Source organism: Phycisphaerales bacterium (assembly GCA_016716475.1).
Taxonomy (GTDB): Bacteria; Planctomycetota; Phycisphaerae; order UBA1845; family Fen-1342; genus JADJWG01.
On the sequence record JADJWG010000002.1, the window covers coordinates 557,401 to 580,170 of the forward strand.

Consider the following 22,770-nt stretch of genomic DNA (forward strand, 5'->3'; position numbering starts at 1 on the left):
TGGGGCGTTCTTTTCATTGCCGTGCTGCTGTGCGTGTGGATACGCCTGCGACGGCTGGTGACTACGGGTGCGGATGGACCATGGAGGGCTGTACCGCGTGGTGGGGAGCGGGATGCAGGGAATCCCAGATACGGCACGCGAACAGCCAACCCAGTAGTGCCAGCACGAGTGGAGTTGTGTCGCCTGCGGCGCCCTGCAACAGCCGCACTGCGTGTACGGTGCCGAGCAGCCCCACCAGCAAGAGCATGGCCAATGCCCGGCCACGCTTGGCATCCAGGAACAAGCATAGCAAAGTCAATCCGACGAAAACCGCGAGCCGTTCACCGGCCTCCGACACGGCACGTGTAAACGAGTGCTCAAACGCGTGTGCGAAGGGTACCCAGGCAACACCGCTTGCAACCAACTTGGATGGCGGGGGTGTGGCGCGCCACTCCAGCACCAGAGTCCAGCCGGCGATCATGACGATGGCGGCCCACGCAAACCCGCGTAGTGCGGGGCAGTGGTAGACACTGCCATACATGACAGGTGACGATGGGACGGTGGCTGATGCGCCGGAGGTTGGCAAGGGGCGGACGAGAAATGTGCCCAGCAGGGCACCGGCGGTGCCTCCACAGGTCTGGATCAAAGCATGTGCACAACTGGAAACGTGGCCGGCAAAGGCGCACTGACTCGCTTCAAGCAGACAGGCGAGCCCACTGACCAGTGCGGCGCTGTGAATGGCCGTAGTGCGTGCGTCCAGCCCACGTACGCGGCGCGCTCCCGCAACCAGGAAACCGACCGCTCCGAACAGGATGAACCGGCGCAGCGTCGCCGCACCGAGCGGTTCGTCGAAACCCCAGACCGCCCGCCACGGCCCGGGCTGCCACGGCAGGGTCATCCATGCCGCGAGGGTCAGGATGGCAGCGGCCGCCAGCAGACTCCAGAGCCGGGCCGGATGATGCACGCGCCGGAAGGCGGCCTCGTGCACGGTCCGCAGCAGACGCTGCACGGGACTGGCCAGCAGCGCACCGACGAAAGCGGCGGCGGTGTTGACGATCACATCCACGGCGTTCGACGAGCGGATCGGCATGGCCTGTTGCAGCACTTCGGTCAAGTAACTCAGCGCGCCCGCGGCCATGGTGGCGAGCAGCAGATCGCTCCAGCCGCAACTGCCGCGGCGTCGGAGCAGCAGCCGCAACGCGATTCCGACCGGCAGATAGACGACGAAATTCGTGAGTAGGTCGTTGGCGTCGGAGCGCTCGAGCGGCAGGGTCCAAGTCCAGGTAGATGGGGGCACGATCCAGGGGCGCCGGCCCAGACCGAGGGGGCCCAGCGTGCCATAGACGATCAGGCCCAGACAGGCGAGGCAGAGGAGGCGAACAGCGCGCCGACTCAACACCGCCGGCTTGATTCGCCCGTCTACGACGCGGCGGGGGTCCGTGGCGCGGTCCCCCCACGCGCAGTTGGATTTCTTTGTATGGGTCGGACTCACCGCGTGCTGTCCCACTCCGGGGCTGCGGCCCATCCGCGGCGTGGGCGCAACGGACACAGCAGCAGTCCCTGAGGAGAGCTTACGAATCGTTGCGGTGAATAGCTACACTTGTTGCAGGATCGTGGTTCGGCCGGCCGGCCATGTATGTTGCTGCATGTTTTCTGGGACGGTCTGACAGACAGGTCACATGAATCCAGCTTTTCCGCGTGCTGGGATCAGCGTCGTGGTGGTGGGCTGTGGGGATCCAGGAACGGCTGATGCCAGCGGTGTGGCTGCGTGGTTGCCGGCTGCTGGTCGCGCAGCAGCAATGCGCGGATACATTCGAGGGTGTGCGACTCAAAACGCCGCTGGGCCTGAAAGAGTGCATCGCGGTTTCGCTGGTCGCCCTTGCTGGCGTCGAGGTCGGGTTCTTCGCCCTCATCGTCGAGGAATTGTGCCGACGCATGTAGTGTGGCGAGCAACGTAAGTGAGTCCACGTCGTATAGCACACCGATGACCGCGGCACTGTTAGGGCCGGTCCGGGTCGGGGCATGCAGCAGCAACAGACGCGCATTGAGCTTGCGGGCTGCGTCACGCACTGCGGTGAGATCCTGACCGAATGGCCGCGTGGCGAACGGATCGACGAAGAGGACATCGCGAATCGCGTCGACGCCGCGGAACTGCTGGGTCCAGTAGGACTGGTCACGCTGCCGGATGGCAACCAGCTCGATGCCGTCCTCAGTCGGGGCATAGCGTGCCACCGCGAGTGAGCAGGTGAAGCGGCCCGTCGTGGGTTCATCCACTAACAAGGTGTATGCGTTGTCGGGCGTGGGCGCGCCGGATTCGAAGGCCGCGACCATGACGGGACGGTCGTAAGCCGCGGGCGGCTTCTCGCCGGTACAGCCGGCGAGGACCAGTAGCGTGACAACAGCCAGCGCTGTGCCATGCGCGGATGTGGCATGTGACAAGGGCATGAGGCGCACTCCGTGCAATCGGAGACCGGGTCTCTCTGCTTGCTTTATCGGGAGGACTTGGGGCAGGCATGCGTAACTTTTCCACCTGGGGCGCAAAGTGAGGTTGTGGAATGTGATGCGCCGCCGCCGGCCGGCCGATAGAACCCGCGACGGTGTCGTTCCCGATCGGGCCACACACCGTTCTTACGGGACGCCATGGAACCGCTTGTGCTGACTTCCGCACCCTCCTCGGACTGCGCTGCAGCGGCAGCGCCTCTGCCGGTACGTCGGGAACGCCGCCAGCCAAGCTTGGCACGATTCCTGTCGGCCATGCCGGCCGGGTCATGGATTGCATTTGACTGGCTCATTATCGGGCTGGCAGCGGCCGCGATGTCCACCTGGCTCGTGAATGCCGACCTTGGATTCGAGTGGCTGGCAAACCGCTGGCTTGTGAGCTTGAGCTTTTGCGGTGGGGTGACACTCGCGGGTCTGGCGGTCGGTCTGTATGACCACGATACGCTGCTGTCGCGTAGCCGTCTGCTGGTGCGCCTGACGCTGGCGTTGGCGTTGGGTGTGATGGTGGCGTTCGCGCTGCTCTCGGTATTCTTCTATGCCTCATCCAGCCGCTGGGTCGCCCTGGCAGTGGTGCTTACCTACCTGCTGGTGGGTCTTCCACTGCGCCTCTGGACGCACGACACACTGACGCGTGCCCGGGTGCGGGTACTGTGCATCGGGGAGGGGGACTCGACGCGTAAGCTGGTGGCCTTGCTGGCTCGCAGCAATCGACCGCACTACGAGATTGTCGGGCATACCCGGCTGGCACAGGGAGCTTTGCGACTCGTGGCGGCCAACGTCGATGCGAAGGCGGCGCCGCGTTTTCGCACTACGGCCGAGCTGGCGTTCTCAGAAACCTGCCCCTACCTCGGCACCATCGACGACATCGAGGAACAGCTCATCGCGTATGAGATCGATGAGGTTGTCGTCGGCAGTGAACTGGCCCACACCGGCGCGGTCGGTCCGGCCGTGGCGACCTGCTTGCAACAACGCTGCCGCGTGACGGACCACGCTACTTTCGTCGAGTCGCTGCTCGGAGAAGTGCCGGTCGAGAACATCACGGCGGAGTGGTTCCTGCGTGCGGATGTGCAAAACCGCGGCAATTTCGAAGCGGTCAAGCGGTGTGGGGATGCGTTGGCAGCCGGTTTCGGTCTGTTGATCACGCTGCCGCTCTGGCCGCTGATCGCGCTTGCAATCCGGCTCGACAGCCGCGGACCGGCACTCTATCGGCAGGTACGGGTCGGGGCGCGGGGGCGCTGCTTCACGATCTACAAGTTCCGAACGATGCGGACCGACGCGGAAAAGGATGGTGTACGCTGGGCGGCCGCGAACGACGGACGGGTCACACGGCTTGGCCGGTTCCTGCGCAAGAGCCGGCTGGATGAGCTCCCGCAGCTCTGGAACATCCTGCGGGGCGACATGTCACTAGTTGGCCCGCGGCCGGAGCGGCCGGAGTTCGTCCACAATCTCGAGCAGTTGCTACCCCACTACCGCCTGCGGCACCTGGTCCGACCGGGGCTCACGGGCTGGGCCCAGATCCACTACGGGTACGGTGCGAGCGTGGCGGATGCGCACCGGAAACTGTGCTACGACCTGTACTACTTGAAGCACCGGTCGCTCGAACTTGACGTTGCGATCCTGATTCGCACGCTCGGGACGTTCGTGCTCGGCGCCCGCTGAGGACACCGCGGGTTATGCGGCGAGTGGCAACACGGCGCACTTATTGCCGGTTCAAGGGGGTGCGCAGGGGGCTCCGATAAGCCGGGTAGCCGCGGCTGCATCGCGGCTGCAGGCGGCGGGCGCGTTGGTCCGGCCGCAGGAGTGGCTTCTTGTCCGCAGTCGCACCACGGATGCCGAGCACTGCCGCTGCGGTGGCGCTGCGCGCTGCACCTGTCACGCACATCCGGCCGCAGCAGGGCTGGGCCGCGCCTGACCTGCCGGAACTGTGGCGCTACCGCGAATTACTGGTTTTCCTCGTGTGGCGTGACATCGCAGTACGTTACAAGCAGACGGTCATCGGGGCGGCTTGGGCAATCGTACAACCGGTCTGCACGATGGTCGTGTTTACTGTGATCTTCGGGGGGTTTGCGAAGCTGCCCTCGGATGGAGTGCCCTATCCCGTATTCGTGTATGCCGCGCTGCTGCCGTGGACCCTGTTCGCGGGTGCGGTGACCGCGTCGAGCCAGAGTCTTGTATCCCATGCGAACCTGCTCACCAAGGTGTACTTCCCGCGGCTCTTCATCCCGGCCGCGAGCACGGGGGTAGCGGTCGTGGATTTCGCGCTGGCGCTGCTGGTCTATGCCGGGCTGATGGCATGGTATGGCGTGGTGCTGACCCCGGCTGTCTTGCTGGTGCCGATCCTCGTGTTGCTGACGGCCGTGACGGCGCTCGGGGTGGGGCTGCTGTTCGCGAGCGTGACAGTGGTATACCGCGACTTTCGCATTGTCGTGCCGTTCGTCGTGCAGATGGGTTTATTTCTGAGTCCCGTGGTCTACACACTGTCAACCGTTCCGGAACGGTTTCGTTGGTTGGCGATGCTCAACCCGATGACGGGGATCATCGAGGGCTTCCGCAGCGCACTCTACGGCAAGCCACTGGCGTGGGGACTGCTCGGGGTGTCGACCGTGCTCGCAGTGCTGCTGCTGCTGGTGGGGGTCCTGAATTTTCGTCGCTCCGAGCGACGCTTCGCAGATGTGGTTTGAAGGATGAGCGTGCCCGCGATCCGAGTCCAGAACGTCGGGAAGCATTACCGCATCGGGACGCGGACCGCGCTGCGCCGGAACTTCGGCGAAGCGCTGCTGCACCTGGCGGCTGCGCCCTGGCGGCGCTGGCGGGCACTGGGCGAAAACGCACCCGCGGCCGAAACGCTGTGGGCTCTGCGCGGTGTCAGCTTCGATGTGCAACCGGGCGAGGTCGTGGGTCTCATCGGATCCAATGGGGCCGGCAAGAGTACCCTGCTGAAGATCCTCTCAAGAATCACGACACCGACCACCGGCGAGATCACTCTGCGGGGCCAGGTCCGCAGTCTGCTCGAAGTGGGGACTGGTTTCCATCCCGAGTTGACCGGGCGCGAGAACGTGTATCTCAATGGTGCGATCCTTGGTATGCGCAAGGCCGAGATCGACCGGCAGTTCGATGCGATCGTGGCTTATGCCGAGATCGAGCGGTTCCTCGATACGCCCGTAAAACGGTATTCGAGCGGCATGTATGTACGCCTTGCATTTGCAGTGGCAGCCCACTTGCAACCCGAGATCCTGATCGTCGATGAGGTCCTGGCGGTGGGGGACGCCGCGTTTCAGGCCAAGTGTCTGGGCACCATGGGCCGGGTGGCCAAGGCCGGCCGCACGGTGTTGTTCGTGAGCCACAACATGGCGGCGGTGCGCAGTTTGTGTTCGCGTGGCGTGGTTCTGCATCAGGGCCAGGTGGAGTACGACGGACCGATCGGCGAAGCCATGGACCGCTACCTTACGCGCGGAACAGCGCTTTCCGGGTGCGCGACCTTCACACCCGACGCAGCTCGCCAGGCGGAGATCGTCGCTGTGGAGGTGCGCGGCCCGAACAACCAGGCGACCGAGCTGCTGGATGCGGCCCGTGGCGGATCGCTGCGTTTGAGATATCAAGTGCGGGACTGGCCACTGGGCGCATACGTCGCCGTTCTCATCAGTACAGCTTCCGGCGTGGACGTCCTGTGGTCGTGCGACACGCGCGCGGTGGCGGCGCTGGAGCGCCCCAGACCGGCCGGCGAGTACGAGGGGATCGTTCAGATTCCCGCTGGGCTGCTCGCAGCGGGGCGCTACGTGGTGTCGGCCGGCATCAATGATCCGCGCCGTGATCGAACGTATGACTACCGCCAACGTTGCGTGCAATTCGAGGTCGTGGACAGTCACTCGTTGCTGGCCCAACTCGGTGTTCGCAGTCCGTGCCCGGTGGCGCTACCGCTGGAGTGGATGACCGAACCTGCCGGGGGCGCCGTCCCGCGCGCCCCATCCGATCGGTGTGTGCCGGTGGAGGTGGCAACATGGTGACCACAGCGGTGGCGGACTGGCGCGATTCGCGCGCCTTCGTGGGCCAACGCACGGATTGCGGTGTCTGCAACGTACCGTTGCGGCCCTATGCACGGATTGATGCTCGTTATCTCGGTGAGACGTTCTATTCCGCTGAGTTGCGCGCGTTGGTACCGTCGCTCGAGTATGCCCGCTGTTCGTGCTGCGGCAGTATTTGGGCCAGTGATGCCCGGCGTGACCCGGAATTGCTCGCGCGGCTCTATGGCGCGCTGCCAGAGGACTACTGGACAGCGCTCGCCCACCCCACGGCACTCTACCACCGGATTGATGACCTGCTGCAGGCGTATGCGCCCGGGCGGATCGTGTGTGATATCGGCTGTGGGGACGGGCGGCTGCTCCAGGCGTTGTCCGCGCGCTGGATCAAGCTTGGGATCGAACCTGGTGCCGTGGCCGTGCAGCGCTGCCGGGCGGCGGGTCTCGATGTGCGGCTTGGAACCCCCGCGCGTAGATCCGATCTGCCGCCCTGTGATGCCTTGACATGCATCGACACGCTCGAACACATGCCCGACCCCGCGGCGGAGTTGCAGGCCATGGTGCGGCTGCTCCGACCGGGTGGAGTACTGGTGCTATTCACGGGCGACCCAAGTCGCTGGACCGCACGCCTGGCAGGCCAATGGTGGGAGTACCTGCATTGTGTCGGTCACATCGCCGTGCTGAGCCGGGCCGCGTTGCGTGACCGGCTGCAAGCGGCGGGCTGCGAGGTGCGCCGGATGGAAACTGTGCCGCACGCGGGCGGTGTTGGCCTTACCGCGTGGTGGCGTCGCTGGCTGGAGAATCACTGGCGCTGCCGTCGTGGGCAGCGCTATCGACCCATGCCGTACTGTCACGACCACCAATGGGTCGTGGCCACCAAGCGTCCGACCGCGGATTGAGCGAAGGAGAGATCCATGCGAGTGCTCGTCACGGGTGGTCTGGGAACGATCGGAGCGGGGCTGATTCAGGAGCTGCGCGGCCGCGGGCGGGACGTCGTCTCTTGCGATCTGCACCATCAGCCGGACGAGGTCGGATTCAGTCTGCGAACGGACGTCACGGCGCCTCAGTACGCGCGCTGCGACGTCGGCGAGTTCCGCCAGCTTGAGCGTGTCTTCGATCGGATGGGACCGTTTGAGTACGTGTACCATTGTGCGGCCGAGTTCGGTCGCTGGAACGGCGAGGATTTCTACGAGACGCTATGGCGCACGAACGCGGTCGGCACGAAGAACTTGATCCGCCTGCAGGAGCGGCTGGGTTTTCGGCTGATTCACTTCTCGTCATCGGAGGTGTATGGCGACTGGCCGAATGTCATGGTTGAGTCGGTCATGGATGACTACGAAGTGAAGCAGCTCAACGACTACGCGATGACCAAGTGGGTGAACGAGATGCAGGTGCGCAACTCGATGGCCCAGTACGGCACCGAAAGCGTGGTGGTACGCCTGTTCAATACCTACGGGCCAGGGGAGTACTACAGCCCGTACCGCTCGGTCAATAGCCGTTTTTTGTTCTGCGCACTGCACGGCCTGCCGTGGACGGTGTTTCGCGGGCATGCCCGGACGTCGACCTACCTGGCCGACACGGTACGGACACTCACGAACATCAGCGAGAACTTCAAGCCAGGTGAAACCTACAACATCGGCGGCGACGCCCTGCACTCAATCGAGGAGCTCTCGAACGCCGTGTTGCAGGTCACCGGTGCCGATCCCGGACTGGTGCGCTACGCGGACAGCGAGATACTGACGACGCGCGTGAAGCGGGTGGATGTCGGCAAGTCCATTCGTGACCTTGGCCACACCAACAGTTACGGCCTGGTTGCCGGGCTGCAGCTTACCGCGGAGTGGATGCGGAAGGTGTATGAACTCCCACGGACTGGGCGGCCGGACCAGGTGGTTCCGCAATTCGTGTCGCGCTTCGATCCGGCCTGCGCCAGCGAGGTCCTCGCGGGGGCGGCCGGGCAATAAGAAGGGCTGCGAGGAGTTTCGCCGATGGCCGTGCCCCGCGTGCTGCTGTTGTCGAGTTCGGTGCCGGGCGCGCACGAGGTCGGTGGCATCATTCTGCGCGACCTGCTGCGGGAGTACCCCGCCGGGCGGGCGGCCGCCTTCCTGCTGGAGAGTCCGACTACTGCGCGGGTGTCGATCGAACCACCTGGGCTTGCTTGCGAGCGGTGGCAGTTGCCGTTCGTGCATGGGGCACCGTGGGGACCGGGGCGCTGGGGCGCGTTGCGCACCGCGCTGCACTATGCCTGGGCAGAGCACCTGGGACTCCGACCGGTACGCCGTGCGGCGTCCGCTTGGGGCCGTCGTCACGGCAGCACAATCTGCTGGGCCGTGCTCGATCATCCCCTGGTATACGACTTGGCCCGGTACGTTGCAGCGGATTTGGGGGTCCCGCTCGTCACGACGGTCTGGGATCCGCCAGAGAGCGTCGGCCTCAATGTGCGGCTGGATCGCTTCAGCCGGCAGCGTGCGCAGAGGGCATTCGACCGTACGCTGCGCGCTGCGCACCGCTGTGCGGTGATGAGCGAGGCGATGGCGGCACGCTACGAGCAGCTTTATGGCGTCGAGACGCTGATCATGCGGCACGGGCTCGCCCCGGAAATGCACCAGCATCCCGCTCCGGGATTGGCTGGCCGAAAGCAGCTCACGATCGGCTTCTGCGGCAGTCTCTACGCGCTGGACGAATGGCGTGGGCTGCTGGCGGCTTTACAGGCGGCCGACTGGACAATCGCCGGGCGCGAAGTGCGCATTCGTGTACTGGCCGGGGCCCTGCCGTTGCAGGTTGCGCATGCCACCCGGATCGAATGGCTGGGGTGGCGACCAGTGGCGGAGACGGTCCGCCTGCTCGCCGAGTGCGACCTGAATTATCTACCTTATTGGTTTGATCCGGCCCGCCGGGTGGCTGTGCAGCTCTGCTTTCCGACGAAACTCAGTACCTACTTCGCGAGCGGGCGTCCGGTCCTGTTTCACGGACCGACGGACGCCTCGGTCCCGTGCTTCTTTGAGCGTTTCCCCGCTGGATTCTGCTGCCCCTCTCAGGAACCGGAGGCGCTGCGTGCGATCTTGACACAGGCGGTAGAGGACGAGGCAGCGTACGCGGCGGCCTGTGACGCCGTCGTGCGCGCGCGGATGACGGAACTATCCCGCGAGGTATTCCACGCACGGTTCCGCACACTCGTCGGGGCGCCGCCCGCGCTTGCGGGTGACCAACAGGAGGAGGGCGGCTGCGCAAACCGGGAATCGGTTCGCGCTGCCGCCCAGGGACTGTCAACGTCCAGGCCTCGTGCCTGTGCCGCTCAGCGAACGAACAGCATTTCCGAATAGCGTGGCAACGTCCAGAGATCATCGGGGATGAGCTGCTCGAGCTGGTCAGATACTTCTCGCGCTTCCAGCATGGCCGGTACGAGTTTGTCACGGTTGTGCCGCGCGTGGTCCACACTGTCCTCACTGGAGTGTGCTTCGGCCTTCTGGACCGCCTTGGTGGCCTTGCGCAGCTTGCCGATCCACTCGGTGACGTCCTTGAGCAGCGACTTCGTGTCGGCGGCATCGATGTCGGCTTCCTTGGCGCCCTCGTAAGCCGCACCGAGTTCTGCCTGGTAACGGATGGCCGCGGGCAGCACTTCCCGATTCAGCATCGAGGTGAGTGTCCGGGCTTCGATCCCGAGGACGTTGTTATAAGTCTCGATCAGGACCGCGACGCGTGCTTCGAGTTCGCGACGTGAGAGGATACGGTGCTGCTCGAGCAACGCGATCGCCTTGTCAGATCCCAGGAGCGGCAAGGCATCGGCGGTCGAACGCAGGTGCGGCAGGCCGCGCTTCTCGGCTTCGACATGCCACTGCGTACTGTAATTGTCGCCGTCGAAGACCACCCGGCGGTGCTTCTGCACGACTTCCTGCAGGAGCTTCTTGGCGGCGACAAGGAGCTGTTCCTCCGAAGCATGCGTGCCGACGGTCTTTTCCAGCTCGTCAGCCATGTATTTCAGCGAATCCGCCACCATCGCGTTGAGGATCGTATTCGGCCACGCCACCGAGGAGTTGGATCCGACCGCGCGGAACTCAAACTTGTTGCCGGTAAAGGCGAAAGGACTTGTGCGGTTGCGGTCTCCACTGTGCCGGGGCAGCTGCGGCAGGGTGTGGGCACCGAGCTCGAGGGCGCCGCCCTTCTTCGTCGAAGTCGGTGCGCCGCGTTCGAGCTGTTCGAGGATGTCGCTGAGCATGTCGCCGAGGTAGATCGAGATGATCGCGGGCGGGGCTTCGTTGGCGCCGAGCCGGTGGTCATTGCCCGCGCTGGCGATACTGGCACGCAGCAGATCGGCATGCAGGTCCACTGCCCGGATCACGGCGCACAGGAACACCAGGAACTGCATGTTCGTGTGCGTTTCGTCCTGTGGGTCGAGCAGGTTGACACCGGTGTCCGTCGCGAGGGACCAGTTGTTGTGCTTGCCCGAGCCATTCACACCCGCGAAGGGCTTCTCATGCAACAGGCAGACGAAGCCGTGATGTTCGGCCGCCGACTTCAGAACCTGCATGACCAGCATCTGATGGTCGCAGGCGACGTTGGCGTTCTCGAAAGTGGGGGCGATTTCGTACTGGCCGGGGGCAACTTCGTTGTGCCGTGTCTTGATCGGCACGCCCAGTTCATACAGCCGCCGTTCGACCTCCGTCATGAAGGCCATCACCCGCTCGGGGATCGCTCCGAAATAGTGATCGTCGAGCTGGTGGCCCTTCGGGGCCGGGGTCCCGAGGATGGTGCGGCCGCAGAGCCGTAGGTCTTCACGTCGCTCGAAAAAGCTGCGATCGACGAGAAAGTACTCCTGCTCGCAACCGAGCGTAGTGATCACCTGCGAGACCCCCGCGTCCGTACCGAAGATGCGCAGGATCCGTAGGGCCTGCTCGCTGATCGCCTGGGTCGAGCGGAGCAGGGGGGTCTTCTTGTCGAGGGCCTCTCCGGTCCACGATACGAAGGCCGTCGGGATACACAACGTGGCGGAATCCGGCGTTTTGAAGATGAAGGCCGGACTGGTGGCATCCCAGGCGGTGTAGCCGCGGGCTTCAAAAGTTTCGCGGATGCCGCCCGAAGGGAACGAGCTCGCGTCCGGCTCGCCTTGAATCAGCTGCTCCGGCGAGAAGCGTTCGATGGCCCGGCCGTCGCCGGTGAGGGACAGGAACGCGTCGTGCTTCTCGGCCGTCGAGCCGGTAAGTGGCTGGAACCAGTGGGTGTAGTGCGTGGCGCCGTGTTCGAGGGCCCAGGCCTTCATCGCGGCCGCAACCACGTCCGCGATGGCCGGATCGAGGGGCAGTCCGCGCCGCATCGTGCGGAGGAGGCGTTCGCAGACATCCTCGGGAAGGCGTTGCCGTAGTGTGTCGCCGGCGAAGGTGAGGATACCGTACGTTTCGGAAAAAACGCTTCCTGATCCGTTCTCTGCACTCATCAGAGGGCCTCTTGTCTAGGGCGATTGCCCGACGCAGCGCTCGACCGGCGCTGCGCCTCATGGACGCCTGCAACAACACCGGGGTGCAGACACTTGCTGCAGCATGCGGAGTCGACCCGCGAACCGGTTCCCGCCCCGGAATCAAAGCGTGACAAAGTAGCGTTTCAGTCCAACCGGGACAAGCAGAATCTTACCACCCCGCCCGGCTAACCGGCTGTGCCGCCCGACCCGGGGCGGGTATACCTACTGGAAGGCGGGGGCTTGGGCCGTCCGCACTCCGATCTCAAAGCCATGTGCCAGCGTACGCCGGCTGTGAACGACCGTTCCGCACACGAAGACGGGGTCGCCGTGGGCGTGGGGCACCAGCGTCTCAACCCAGGTGCCGACCGGGGGGTTGACACTGAGCTGCAGCGAGATGCCGCGCCGGGAAATGTTGAGGGTCTCCCCCAGTACGGTGCGCACGTAGCCGGACTTCGGCTCGACCAGGTGGACGCGGCACGGCACACGGAATGGAACGCGTGTCTCACGGCGCAGCTCATGGCGCGGCTCGCCGTGCTGGGACGGTGAATAAGACGCAGTGGAGGCAGCGTGCGGGAGCATGGCGATCTCCGCCAGATGAGTGCCGACGTCGGGCTGCGTTCAAAGGGGTTCGCACCAGCGTGGACCCGGCTGAGATCGCCAAGTCCACACCGGTTTCTATCGGCGCAGAACAGGCGTGGGAATCAGTAGGGCGGCGGGGTAACGTGCCAGTGCCGGAAAGCACGCCGTCCCGGTGATGAATGCCACGGGCTGCCGCTTGTAGCGGCCGAGTACTTCGTGTCAGTTATGGGCTGTGGTGGTATCGCGGATGAGTTCAAGCGTGGCGTGTGGATCGAGCGCGAGGACGGTGAGCTCGCCATTGTCCTTTCGCAGTGTGATACGCCGCAGCCAGAACCGGTTGTGCTTCGCGTGTGCAAACCAGCTTCCCGTGGTCCGCATTTCCACCTTCTGGACGACGCCTTCGATGGCGTGTTGCCAGTCGCCTTCCCGACGATCGATGGTCTGCTGGATGCGGATCCGCTGGCCGGGCTTCAGATCCTCAAGCTTCATCCGTGATCACCTGCTTGGGAACATCGGGTCGTGGCCGGTCCGAGAACGGTAACGGCTCTCCATGAAGATTCAGCTTAGATCATCACACGCCGGTTGTAAATCCACCACTCGATGAGCAGCAAAACGAGCGCGAGACCCACGAACCAGCGCCACACCTCGGGCGTGGCGGCCTCGATCCCGGCAATCTGCTGGATCGGTACGGCAGCGCTCACATCACCGGCTGCCAACGGTCTGATGTCGCTTTCCCATTCATCTTCGAGATTTACTGCGAAGGTGTCCCGGCCCGGCAGGCCCCCTTCGACTCGATACAGCCCGACGCGGTCCGTGCCATTGAAGTAGGCCGCACCGAAGGTGTTCTCCCGCAGGGTCACGCGCCCGCCGTCCGGCCGAATGAGCTGCACGGTGGTGGCATCCGGCGGCATGGGAATCCGAAGGGTGTCACCGGGGCGGACCGGGCCGGTAGCGTCGGCCTCGCCACCACCGAGAAACCGGATGGCGTTGTACATGAATGTGCCGAAGGCAAGCGTACGCCACCAGCGGCTGCGTTCAACCGGGAAGGTCAGGACCAGCATCTGGCGGCCTTCGCGGGCATAGCGGAAGAGCACCGGCCCGGAGCGGCCTTCGATCAGGACCTGGGCCCCGGCGGGCAGATCCGTCAGGATGGCCTCGTCCACGGTGAGAAAGTCCAGTGACACGTAGCGCAGAATGGGGTGTGTCTCATCCCACCAGATCAGCGGCTGCGGGCCGGAAGTCCCGGTTGCGGTGAGTTCGGCGAACTTAGGCAGGATGCCGAGGAACATGTAATTGCCGAGGGGTAGCTGTTCAGGGGCATAACGGTCGAAGATGACCACATCGTACCGGGAGACCCCATCAACTTCGTGGTCCGCCCGAAAGGCCTCGTACCGTTCCGGGGTGTAGAAAGGGTACTCCTGGAGCGGCAAACCCTTGATGATCCAGTCGAGGAAGGGGTACTTGCCGTCCGTGACCACCAGGACACTCTGGCGCCTCGGCGGCGGAACGGCCACGTAGGCCACATTGTCCGCCGCGAGGGCATCAGCGCGCGACAGCCGGGCTTCAAGTACGGCACCGCGATCAAGTACGAGGTCAAAGGTGAGCGAGCGGGTGGCGCCATCGCCGGATTCGCGTGGCGTTCCATCCGGTTGATTGTAAGCAGCCGGGCCGAGCGTGACTGCGCGGGCCGATTGCAGGAGTCCGTCAATCAGGATGGAGACGTCAGTAGTGACGGTCTCGGGCCCGAAGTTCCGCACGGTGAGGAAGACGTTGAGCTGTTCCGGGCGCTCGTAATTCCGCTGGGAGCGTAGCGCAATGATACCCACGTTATCGGTCGCACTGCCCACCCGCACCAGTTGCAGGGCCGCTGCCCGGGCCGGTAGGTCCGCCAGGCGCGGAATGCGCCCATCGGAGAACAACACGAGCGTGGCAGGGTCATCCGCGGGGATCGGCAGGCCGGCGGCGGGGGCATCCTCCATCCCCGGGGTCAAGCGCGTCGGCGGGGCGAGGAACGCCTCGGCGAGGGTCAGGGCCTCGGCGAGGTCAGTGGGGGCGTCCGAGGGTTCGATGTCGGCGATACGCCCCGCGAGTTCGGCAGTGTTGGTGGTGAAGGGCGAGATGACCTGAGCCCGATCGGAAAAGGCGATGATCATGACTTGGGTATCCGCACGGGCGGCCCCGAAAGTCAGGAAGGAGCGCCAGGAGGAAGTACGCTGATTGAGGGTACGCAGGAAGCGACCGGCCTGTTCCTTGGCGAGTTCGAGGCGGGTGCGACCGTCCTCGAGGGCATTCATGGATGCGGAGCGGTCAATGAGCAGTACGACGCGACTGCTCGTCGGAATCTCAGATTTGACGATGGGACGGGCGAGCGCCAGCAGGGCGGCAGTCAGCACGAGCAATTGGAGCAGGAGGAGCAGGTTGCGTCGCAGGCGCTGAAAGGGGGCGTTGACCTGGAGATCCTGGACGGCGCGGCGCCAGAGCAGCGTGGATGGAACGAGGAGTTCTTTTCGGCGGAGCTTGAGGAAGTAGAGGATCAGCAGGGCCGGGACGACCAGGCCGGCGAGCGCGAGTGCGAACCAGGGATTCAGGAAGTTCACGCGTAACTCCACTCCCGGGCGGTGGGACCACGCCGCGGCGCCGGCGGCTTCCCGCGAGACCAGCGCCCATCATTGTAAATGGCGGGTGCAGGCGCGTCATCAGGGTACGCGCGGTGCCCGGAGCACACCGGTCGCGGCCCGCACTCAGCGGATGAGCCCGCGGTGGCGCAGGTACGACATGACGAGAACATCGAACTCGACGCGCGTGCTGGTAAACAGGTAGGTAATGCCACGGCGCGTGCAGTAGTCCTTCAGCTCCTGGCAGAAGGACTGGAGGTTCACCTTGTAGCGTTTCAGCAGCGCCGCGCTGATTGTCACCTCGGCAAGGTCGTCGTCCTCGACGTCACGCAGCCGCAGGTCACCGGTGAGGCCCGGGTCGACCTCCTCCGGTGAAAGTGTCTGGATGACGTACAGGTCGTAATCCCGACCGAGCAGGAAACGTAGCCCCTCGGCGTAGCCGCCCTTGTCCAGGAAGTCCCCGAGCACGATGACGACGCCCTTGTGCGTAACGCGCTTGGCGAAGCGTTTCGCGACGGCGGTGAAATCCGATGTGCCGCCATACTCGATTCGATCGAGGAACTGGATGACCTGCGAGACGAGGCGCCGGCCGCGGATGCCGCGCATTTCGTGGGCGAGCGTGCTGGAGTAGCCATAGAGACTTACGCGGTCGTAGTTGACCAGGCCTATGTAGGCGAGGGCGGCGGCGACGCGCTTGACGTAGAGCCCCTTGTGGGGCGTGCCCCAATCCATGCTCTTCGAGATGTCGAACAGCACGGTAACGCTGAGATCCTCCTCCTCCTGGAAGAGCTTCAGCAGCAGCCGTTCGAGCCGGGCGTAGATGTTCCAGTCGAGAAATCGCAGATCGTCGCCGACGACGTAATTGCGGTAGTCGGCAAACTCGACGCTCTCGCCCTTCTTCTTGCTGCGGCGTTCGCCCTTCATGCGACCGACGAAGATCTTGCGTGAGAGGATTTCAAGCTGTTCGAGCCGGGTCATGAACTCGGCGCTGAGCAACTCCTCCGGTTCGCGTGTGCGTGCGGGTCGTGTCGCCATCATGGTGATCCTCACCCGGGGGGGGCTGGAGAGGTTGTACCGTCGCGGCGGGTGGCCGGCCAGTCCCCGGGGTGGGAGGGCCGGGCGCGATTGACCGGCGGTGAAGGATGCGCGAGGATGGGGGGGCGCTGTCGGGGGCATGTAGCGGCCGTAGCGGTATAGCGGCTTGCCCTGAAACGGTTCACGCTGCCCGGAGGAGTCTGCCCATGTGGTTGTTGTCGACCTTGCTCGCCTTCGCCATTGCCACCCCGCCATGACTTCAGACGATCCGGCCTACGGTTTCGTCGATTCCTTCGACGCACCCGAACGAGCGACGCGCGATTGGTCGGTCTTCGCCGGCCAGTGGAAGTTCGAATCGGGCGCAGCACACCAGAGCGCTGCGACCTACGACGCGGGCGCTGCGCGGATGGCACAGCCGACCGGTCCCTACTACCTTGCGGTGCGCTTCAAGCCGACCTCGAACTTCAACGGCGGCGGGCTGTTCTTTGCGCTGCCGCAGACCGACCGCAAGCATGGCGGCATGATGGTGCGCTGCGATCCGGGCGGCCGCGTGCTGTGGGGCTGGTTCGACCATGGTGGCTCGTTCAACTATGACGCGGACGCCACGATCCCCGATCTGGGGGAAGTAGAGCAGGAACTGGCCGTCGCGGTGGATCCGACCCGCCTGGGCTTCAACATCTACCACGATGGCAGGCGTATTGCGACGAACATTCGCTCCTTTCATGTCGAGGGCCACGTCGGCATCCAGACCAGCGGGGGACCACACACCTTCACGCGGGTCGAGCTGCGTCCCGCGACGGCCGCGGAACTGGAGGGCATTACCTCCCCGGGGCACTACAGCGGCATCGTCGATCTGGTCGGCAGTGACACGGCCCTGTACACGCTGCGCCGCGGTCCGGATGTCATCACGCGGTTCGATGCACAGGGTACTGCCACGGGTCGACTCGCCGCGACGGACCTCCCCGGGGCGCCGGACGACCTCGCGCCGGTCGCGATCGCCTGGAATGCGCCGGCGGATGACCACGCCCCGGCCGAAATGTTGCTGCTGGTTGGCAATGGCACGACGGTCTATCGCGTGACGCGGGATCTCGCGCCGGTCGGTACGAAACCACTTATCCACGAGCCGGAGATGCTGGGGCGCGGAATTGCGGTCGGCCCCGGTGGGATGATCTTCGTGGCGGATGCCGCCCAGCCGGGGATACGGGTCTTCGCGGCCGATGGGACGCCGCGGCTGGCCTACGGCGAACAGGGTGGCATCGCGAGCTACGACGAACCCAATGCACGCTCGGCCGGAAAGTTCAAACAACCGCGTGGCATCGCGATCAATCAGGCGGGACAGATCGTGGTGACGGATCGGGAGAACTACACGTACGTGGTCTACCGCTACGACGTGGTGGCGAACGAGTTGCAATTCGAATCGAACGGGCCTTGGCTGCCTTATCCGGACGGCGTGCGGTTCGATCGCGAGGGTTACCTGCTGCTGTCCGGCATCTTCGAGTTCTATCGCAATTTCGGCGCGCTGCGTGTGCTGACACTCGACGGCTATGGGCAGCGGGTGTTCATCGGGCACAGCATTCGCGACCTGAGTGACCAGGTGCGGACGTGCGAGGGGCCCGGCGGTCAGTACTACATCGCAGATGCGAAGAAGGATCGCGTAGTGGTCCTGCCGCGCGATTTCGTGGAACCATTGCCGGAGTTCGAGTGGTTGCCGGATGGCGGTGTGAAGCTGGCGATGACGCGCGTGGACGGTACACCGATGGTCACGCTCAATCACTCCCGGCTGTCGGCCGAGGGGGGGCGCGTGCTCGTGCGCCAGAAAGAACCCGTCTGCGTGACGTGGCCGCCTCTGGCGGGTGAGGATCTGCTGACCTACCTGCTGCCACCGACGCCGCCCACCGGCCAACGCTACGTGATCGACATGCCGGTACTCGTCGCGGTCTTTACGCGCATGACGAACGAACGGGGTGAAACGGTCGAAGTCGCGGCCGAGGGGCTCGCCGAGCGGATGGCGCGAGAACTCGAGGTCGATCGTGAGTTCTATTGGCGCAACAGCTACTGCACGCTGAACAAGCAATTTGAGATCATGGTGATTGACGAGGTCGCGCCGCAAAACGTCGGCGCCTGGGTACCACCGACCGAAGGTCGGCAACTGGTGAACCAGGTGCGTCGGCAGCGCGGCGGGAGGGAGATCGACGTGGATCACAGTCTGGTCGTCATCCATCCGATGGCCGGTTATGACCCGGCGCGCACCGAGGATCCGGGCTATGTGGGCGGCGGTGGGCTCACCCCGTACGCGTACAGTGGCTACGCACTCTGGAACTACGGTCAGGGGTGGTTGATGGGACACGAGTGGGGGCATCAGTTGGATGCGTACTTCGAGAAGAGCGGATTCCACGACTGGTGGCTCAACCATCCGGATGGCACGGTGCATATCGGCCGGTACGGAGAACACTGGGACTGCAACGCCTTCCTTTGCCGGCGGGCTGATCGGATGAACTGGCTGCGATTCCGCTTCGGTACGTTGCGGCTGGTGGATGATCGAGACGAGGATGGCTTGCCGGATGACGATGCGACCCTGCCCATGGATGAGAGGAGATTTGGATCCGATCCGAAGAAGGCCGACACGGACGAGGATGGTTTAAGCGATCTCGACGAGTACATGGCGGGGACATTCAGTTCGTCGGATCCGACCAGGCCCGATACCACCGGCAACGGTGTCCGGGACGGTAAGGATCCGTACGCGGCCTTTGCGGTGCAGCCCCGGATCCCGGCCGTCAGCGCTGGCGCGGAGGGCTACCCGGCCGTCGCGACGCTGGCGCCGATCGGCCGCGTGCAGCGCTCGTGGAGTGACACGCGGGTCGCGGCGGGTTACGACACGGAGCACCTCTACCTTGCGCTGTGGTTTACGCAGCCGGTGCGGCATGTGTATGCCCCGTTGGATTGGCGGAACGACGGTTGGTTCATCGGTCGGGACAATGTCTACCACCGTGTCGATCTGGAGTGGGATGACACGGTTCCGCGGGTAGCGCGAACCGAGCGTTGCGAGGCGCGGGTGGTGGTGGAGCGCGAAGAGCACGTCTTGCAGCTCAAGATCCGGCGCGCGGCCGCCCGGGCACCGTTGCAGGCGGGGAGTTCGATCGGCCTGATTCTGCGGTTGGAAAACGGGCAGGGGACGGTCGGCTTCCTGCTCGATCCTTGGCAGATCCTTGGTCTCGAACTGCTGCCGTAGTTGGCCGAAGGCGTGCCCCCCGACCGCGGCGGGGGGCACGGTCGGGAGCCGCCGCGTCACCGCAGGGATGAGCTCGCGCGCTTCCCATCGAGCGCAGCTCGCATGGTTTCGAATAGTGCGCGGCGGTCGATCGGCTTGGTGGCGAAGTCGTCGCAGCCGGCTTGTAGGCAACGTTCACGGTCGCCGGTCATGGCGTGCGCCGTGAGGGCAATGATGGGGGCGTCGTAGCCCTCGGAGCGGAGTTTCCGCGTCGCGTTGTAACCGTCCAGCACCGGCATCTGCATATCCATCAGGATCACGTCGAAGGGGTGTCCCTGGGCACGGGCGGCAAGCGCCAACTCGACCGCGACCTGCCCATTCTCCGCAACCACCACGCGCGCCCCGGCCTTCTTCAGCAGGAAGCTGATCAGGCGCTGATTGTCGGGGCCGTCTTCCACGAGCAGCACGTTGCAGTCGAGCCGGACCACCGGATCACGCTGGACGGCCACATCTTTCGCCGCCTTGCACGACGGGCTTGCTGCGCCCGGCTGAACACGAGCGACGCCAGTGAGGGGACCCGTGGCGATGCGTACCGTGAAGGTGCTGCCTGCTCCCGCCGCGCTCGTGACGGTGACATCGCCCGCGAGGAGCTGCGCCAGGTGTCGGCTGATGGCCAAGCCGAGGCCGGTCCCGCCGAAGCGGCGCGCGGTGGACATGTCGGCCTGTGTGAAGGGTTGGAAGAGCCGGGCCTGCTGCTCTGCCGCGATGCCAATGCCGGTATCAATGATATCGAAACGCAGGGCCGGTGGCACAGATGCGGTCGCCGTTGCGGCGGCGGGCGGCTCTTCCAGTTGCAGAACGATGCGCACCGATCCGTGCTGCGTGAATTTGATCGCGTTGCCGACCAGGTTCACGAGAATCTGCCGCAGGCGCAGCGGGTCGGTGAAGATCCGCTCGGGTACGGGTGTCGCGTACTCGACGTCGAGCCGCAGTTGCTTGTCCGTCGCCCGGGAACAAAGGAGCGTCGTGACACCCTGGACAATCTCGACCGGGTCACAACAGACGCGCTCGATCTGGAACTGCCCTGCCTCGATCTTGGAGAGATCGAGCACATCATTGATGAGCGCCAGGAGATGGCGACCGTTCTCGATGACCGTCCGGAGGTGCTCGCTGGCGCGCTGACAGAGCCCGCAGTTGGTGTGCGTGTCACATGTCGGGCCACCGGTGACTTCTTCCGCCAGTACTTCGGCAAAGCCGATGATCGCGGTGAGGGGTGTGCGAATCTCATGGCTCATGTTCGCGAGAATCTCGCTCTTGGCGCGGGTGGCGCTCTCGGCCCGCTCACGTTCGCGTGTCAGTTGAGCGGCCGTGTGCTTCTCGTGGGCCAGCGATTCAACCAGCATCTTCATGGCTTCGCGGAGGTTCGTTTCGGCCTGCTTGCGCTCCGTGATGTTGTGTGCGAAAGCGCACTGCAGCGGCATTCCGTCATATTGCACGTGGTTCACGGATACTTCGACCGGGATCAGTTCACCATGCTTGCTCCGGTGCTCCGTTTCAAATCGCCGCGCCACGTGGGTGACGTGATCGTCCCAGCGGCGCGGCCAGTCCGCGGCCTGTTCGTGTGGGTCCACATCCCACACGTGCATCTGCAGCAGCTCCTCACGGCTGTAGCCCAGCGAGGTGCTGGCCGCGTCGTTGACCGCAATGAAGCGGCCATCTGGTGCGATCCAGAAGATCGCCTCGGCCGCGTGGTCGACCGTGAACTGTGTGAGGCGCAGGACCCGCTCGTGCTTCCGGATTTCGGTAATGTCGGTTGCTGCTCCCACGATGCCGTTCAGCTTGCCATCGGCATCGTTGTATGTGGCCATGTGAAAGATGACATTCCGGAGGGTTCCATCGGGCGCGTGCAATTCGCTTTCGTAGGTCTGCTGGCCACCCTCGGAGAGCAGGGCGGCGTCGGCGCGCTCATAGATTTCGGCGCTCTCCGGGGGGAAGAGCTCCCGCACGGAGCGGCCGATCGCCTGGTCGTGTGTCAGTCCGGTCCAGTCGGTCCAATAGCGGTTGAAACCGAGGTACCGGCCTTGCAAATCCTTATAGAAAATGGCACTCGGGATGGTGTCCAGCAGCGTCTCGATGAAGCTGAGATAGCCCGCGCTGGACGGCTTCGAGTTCACGCCGGGCTGTGATGTCCGTGAGTACGCCCTGGAGGTGCGTGACATGGCCGTGGACGTCCCGCCGCATCCAACTCTGCTCTTCGACCCAGCGCGTGCGACCATCGACTCCGACGATGCGGTACTCGAGCCGGTAGTGATCCTCATTCTGGGCCATGTAGAATCGCACTTCCTCCGCCACAACGCCCTGATCCTCGGGATGAATCACCGTGCAGAACGGTATGTGGTCCTCCAGAAACATGCGCGCCTTGAGGCCCAGTTGATCGACGTTGGCCGTGACGTATTCGACGGGCCAGCCCGGCTCATTGCGCCACAGGAACACGACCACCGGGCTGTGCTCGATGATCTGCTCGAGCTGTTGCCGGCGCGCCACCTCGGCATGCAAGGCATCCTGGGCGGCGCGTTCCGCGCGCACCCGCCGCGCGCTGTGCCCGGCCCCGAATCCGATGGCGACGACGCCGAGGAGGTACAGTCCGCCATGTGCCAGCAGCAACGCGCTGCGCTCCTGGTCAGCCCGCGCCCAGAGCGGCGCCATGGGGACCTCGACGGCAACCGCGCCGCGCACATCGCCCGAGGGCTGCCAATCCAGGTGGCAGCGGAGGCACTGCGTTTCAGCACGCAGAGGGCGCACCACCAGGAGTGCATCGCCTTCGGTCCGCCAGAGCATTTCGGAGGTTAGTGAACCGCCACCTTCCAATTGGGTCAGGGCGCGGTCCTCGGCGGCGCTGAGCGGCTGATGGCGTCCGATCGCACGTATGTGCGGTTGGAGCGTAGTATTGCCCTGAATCTCTAGCAGCGCGGCCTGCACTTCGGTGGTCATGCGGGCGGGATTCAGCAGGGTGAGTGGACGCCCCCCGCTCGTCATGGCACTGGAGTCCGGCATCCGGGAGAGAATCGGGTGTTGTTCGAAGTCAGGGTCGACGGGAATGTAAACCCCGCCGGGCTGGGTGGCCCAGCAGCGATTGGCGTGGTCTTCGGTCAGCCGCGCTTCGGCGAGCAGGTGGGCGGAATCGATGGCGCGCTCACGCTCGCGTGCGGAAGCAAAGAGAAACGATCCCCAGACCAGGCCAGTCCAGGCGATCAGTGCACCGGCCGTGTAAACCAGTAGGCGGTTACAGGGGTTGGAGGACAATCGCAGAACGGTCACACCCAGAACTCCACAGCGCGGCTTGGAGCAGCTTCGCGCCCCGCACAGGGAGTATCGACGGGGGAGGGGTTG

General features: G+C 64.8%; 16 protein-coding genes. 7 read left to right on the forward strand and 9 right to left on the reverse strand.

The window, feature by feature from the left end; all coding sequences use genetic code 11:
* Window positions 1-61: 61 nt before the first annotated feature.
* Together IPM18_10020 and IPM18_10025 are read right to left on the reverse strand one after the other, a co-directional pair.
* Complete coding sequence (locus IPM18_10020) at window positions 62-1,471, reverse strand: VanZ family protein (protein ID MBK9119919.1); 1,410 nt, start codon at window positions 1,469-1,471, stop codon at window positions 62-64.
* Between the two features lie 215 nt (window positions 1,472-1,686).
* The gene (locus tag IPM18_10025) at window positions 1,687-2,424 is read right to left on the reverse strand and encodes a hypothetical protein (protein ID MBK9119920.1); all 738 of its coding nucleotides are present in this window, start codon (window positions 2,422-2,424) and stop codon (window positions 1,687-1,689) included.
* A 288-nt stretch (window positions 2,425-2,712) separates the two neighbouring features.
* Here IPM18_10025 and IPM18_10030 point away from each other — a divergent pair, with 288 nt between their 5' ends.
* From IPM18_10030 to IPM18_10055, 6 genes are all read left to right on the forward strand, one after another.
* Entirely contained in the window at window positions 2,713-4,137 is a 1,425-nt protein-coding gene (locus IPM18_10030; protein ID MBK9119921.1) for a sugar transferase, read from the forward strand.
* A 170-nt stretch (window positions 4,138-4,307) separates the two neighbouring features.
* The gene (locus tag IPM18_10035) at window positions 4,308-5,159 is read left to right on the forward strand and encodes an ABC transporter permease (protein MBK9119922.1); all 852 of its coding nucleotides are present in this window, start codon (window positions 4,308-4,310) and stop codon (window positions 5,157-5,159) included.
* A 3-nt stretch (window positions 5,160-5,162) separates the two neighbouring features.
* On the forward strand, window positions 5,163-6,482 hold the full coding sequence (locus IPM18_10040) for an ABC transporter ATP-binding protein (protein ID MBK9119923.1): 1,320 nt from the start codon (window positions 5,163-5,165) through the stop codon (window positions 6,480-6,482).
* Entirely contained in the window at window positions 6,476-7,393 is a 918-nt protein-coding gene (locus IPM18_10045; protein ID MBK9119924.1) for a class I SAM-dependent methyltransferase, read from the forward strand. Before IPM18_10040 ends, IPM18_10045 begins: the two co-directional genes overlap by 7 nt.
* 15 nt (window positions 7,394-7,408) lie before the next feature.
* Entirely contained in the window at window positions 7,409-8,455 is a 1,047-nt protein-coding gene (locus IPM18_10050) for an NAD(P)-dependent oxidoreductase (GenBank protein ID MBK9119925.1), read from the forward strand.
* A 24-nt stretch (window positions 8,456-8,479) separates the two neighbouring features.
* Window positions 8,480-9,814, forward strand: a complete 1,335-nt coding sequence (locus IPM18_10055; protein ID MBK9119926.1) for a hypothetical protein — start codon at window positions 8,480-8,482, stop codon at window positions 9,812-9,814.
* Here the strand turns inward: IPM18_10055 and IPM18_10060 are convergent.
* The 5 genes from IPM18_10060 to IPM18_10080 form a co-directional block, all read right to left on the reverse strand.
* Window positions 9,787-11,922: a glutamine synthetase III gene (locus tag IPM18_10060; protein MBK9119927.1), complete on the reverse strand. Its 2,136-nt coding sequence runs from the start codon at window positions 11,920-11,922 to the stop codon at window positions 9,787-9,789. The two genes, IPM18_10055 and IPM18_10060, sit on opposite strands and share 28 nt — an antisense overlap.
* A 243-nt stretch (window positions 11,923-12,165) precedes the next feature.
* Window positions 12,166-12,522 carry a PilZ domain-containing protein gene (locus tag IPM18_10065; protein ID MBK9119928.1) on the reverse strand — a complete coding sequence of 119 codons (357 nt, stop codon included), beginning with the start codon at window positions 12,520-12,522 and terminating at the stop codon, window positions 12,166-12,168.
* 219 nt (window positions 12,523-12,741) lie between these two features.
* Window positions 12,742-13,011, reverse strand: a complete 270-nt coding sequence (locus IPM18_10070) for a hypothetical protein (protein ID MBK9119929.1) — start codon at window positions 13,009-13,011, stop codon at window positions 12,742-12,744.
* Window positions 13,012-13,085: 74 nt separating this feature from the next.
* The gene (locus IPM18_10075; GenBank protein ID MBK9119930.1) at window positions 13,086-15,119 is read right to left on the reverse strand and encodes a BatA and WFA domain-containing protein; all 2,034 of its coding nucleotides are present in this window, start codon (window positions 15,117-15,119) and stop codon (window positions 13,086-13,088) included.
* Between the two features lie 144 nt (window positions 15,120-15,263).
* Complete coding sequence (locus tag IPM18_10080) at window positions 15,264-16,172, reverse strand: DUF58 domain-containing protein (GenBank protein MBK9119931.1); 909 nt, start codon at window positions 16,170-16,172, stop codon at window positions 15,264-15,266.
* Window positions 16,173-16,380: 208 nt separating this feature from the next.
* On the opposite strand from IPM18_10080, the gene IPM18_10085 reads away from it, so the two are divergent.
* Window positions 16,381-19,401 (forward strand): hypothetical protein, encoded by a 3,021-nt coding sequence (locus IPM18_10085; GenBank protein ID MBK9119932.1) that lies wholly within the window; start codon window positions 16,381-16,383, stop codon window positions 19,399-19,401.
* 56 nt (window positions 19,402-19,457) lie between these two features.
* Here the strand turns inward: IPM18_10085 and IPM18_10090 are convergent, their stop codons facing one another.
* Both IPM18_10090 and IPM18_10095 read right to left on the reverse strand, forming a co-directional pair.
* A complete protein-coding gene (locus IPM18_10090; protein ID MBK9119933.1) occupies window positions 19,458-21,554 on the reverse strand; it encodes a PAS domain S-box protein in 2,097 nt (698 codons plus the stop codon).
* Window positions 21,472-22,698 (reverse strand): PAS domain-containing protein, encoded by a 1,227-nt coding sequence (locus IPM18_10095; GenBank protein MBK9119934.1) that lies wholly within the window; start codon window positions 22,696-22,698, stop codon window positions 21,472-21,474. The genes IPM18_10090 and IPM18_10095 overlap by 83 nt, the downstream gene beginning before the upstream one ends.
* Window positions 22,699-22,770 lie beyond the last annotated feature (72 nt).

What these genes read in the sequence shown, in the direction of transcription:
- IPM18_10025 (MBK9119920.1), bottom strand. Translation starts at nt 2,424, where the DNA reads ATGCCCTTGTCACATGCCACATCCGCGCATGGCACAGCGCTGGCTGTT.
- IPM18_10035 (MBK9119922.1), top strand. Translation starts at nt 4,308, where the DNA reads ATGCCGAGCACTGCCGCTGCGGTGGCGCTGCGCGCTGCACCTGTCACG.
- IPM18_10040 (MBK9119923.1), top strand. Translation starts at nt 5,163, where the DNA reads ATGAGCGTGCCCGCGATCCGAGTCCAGAACGTCGGGAAGCATTACCGC.
- IPM18_10045 (MBK9119924.1), top strand. Translation starts at nt 6,476, where the DNA reads ATGGTGACCACAGCGGTGGCGGACTGGCGCGATTCGCGCGCCTTCGTG.
- IPM18_10050 (MBK9119925.1), top strand. Translation starts at nt 7,409, where the DNA reads ATGCGAGTGCTCGTCACGGGTGGTCTGGGAACGATCGGAGCGGGGCTG.
- IPM18_10055 (MBK9119926.1), top strand. Translation starts at nt 8,480, where the DNA reads ATGGCCGTGCCCCGCGTGCTGCTGTTGTCGAGTTCGGTGCCGGGCGCG.
- IPM18_10060 (MBK9119927.1), bottom strand. Translation starts at nt 11,922, where the DNA reads ATGAGTGCAGAGAACGGATCAGGAAGCGTTTTTTCCGAAACGTACGGT.
- IPM18_10065 (MBK9119928.1), bottom strand. Translation starts at nt 12,522, where the DNA reads ATGCTCCCGCACGCTGCCTCCACTGCGTCTTATTCACCGTCCCAGCAC.
- IPM18_10070 (MBK9119929.1), bottom strand. Translation starts at nt 13,011, where the DNA reads ATGAAGCTTGAGGATCTGAAGCCCGGCCAGCGGATCCGCATCCAGCAG.
- IPM18_10080 (MBK9119931.1), bottom strand. Translation starts at nt 16,172, where the DNA reads ATGGCGACACGACCCGCACGCACACGCGAACCGGAGGAGTTGCTCAGC.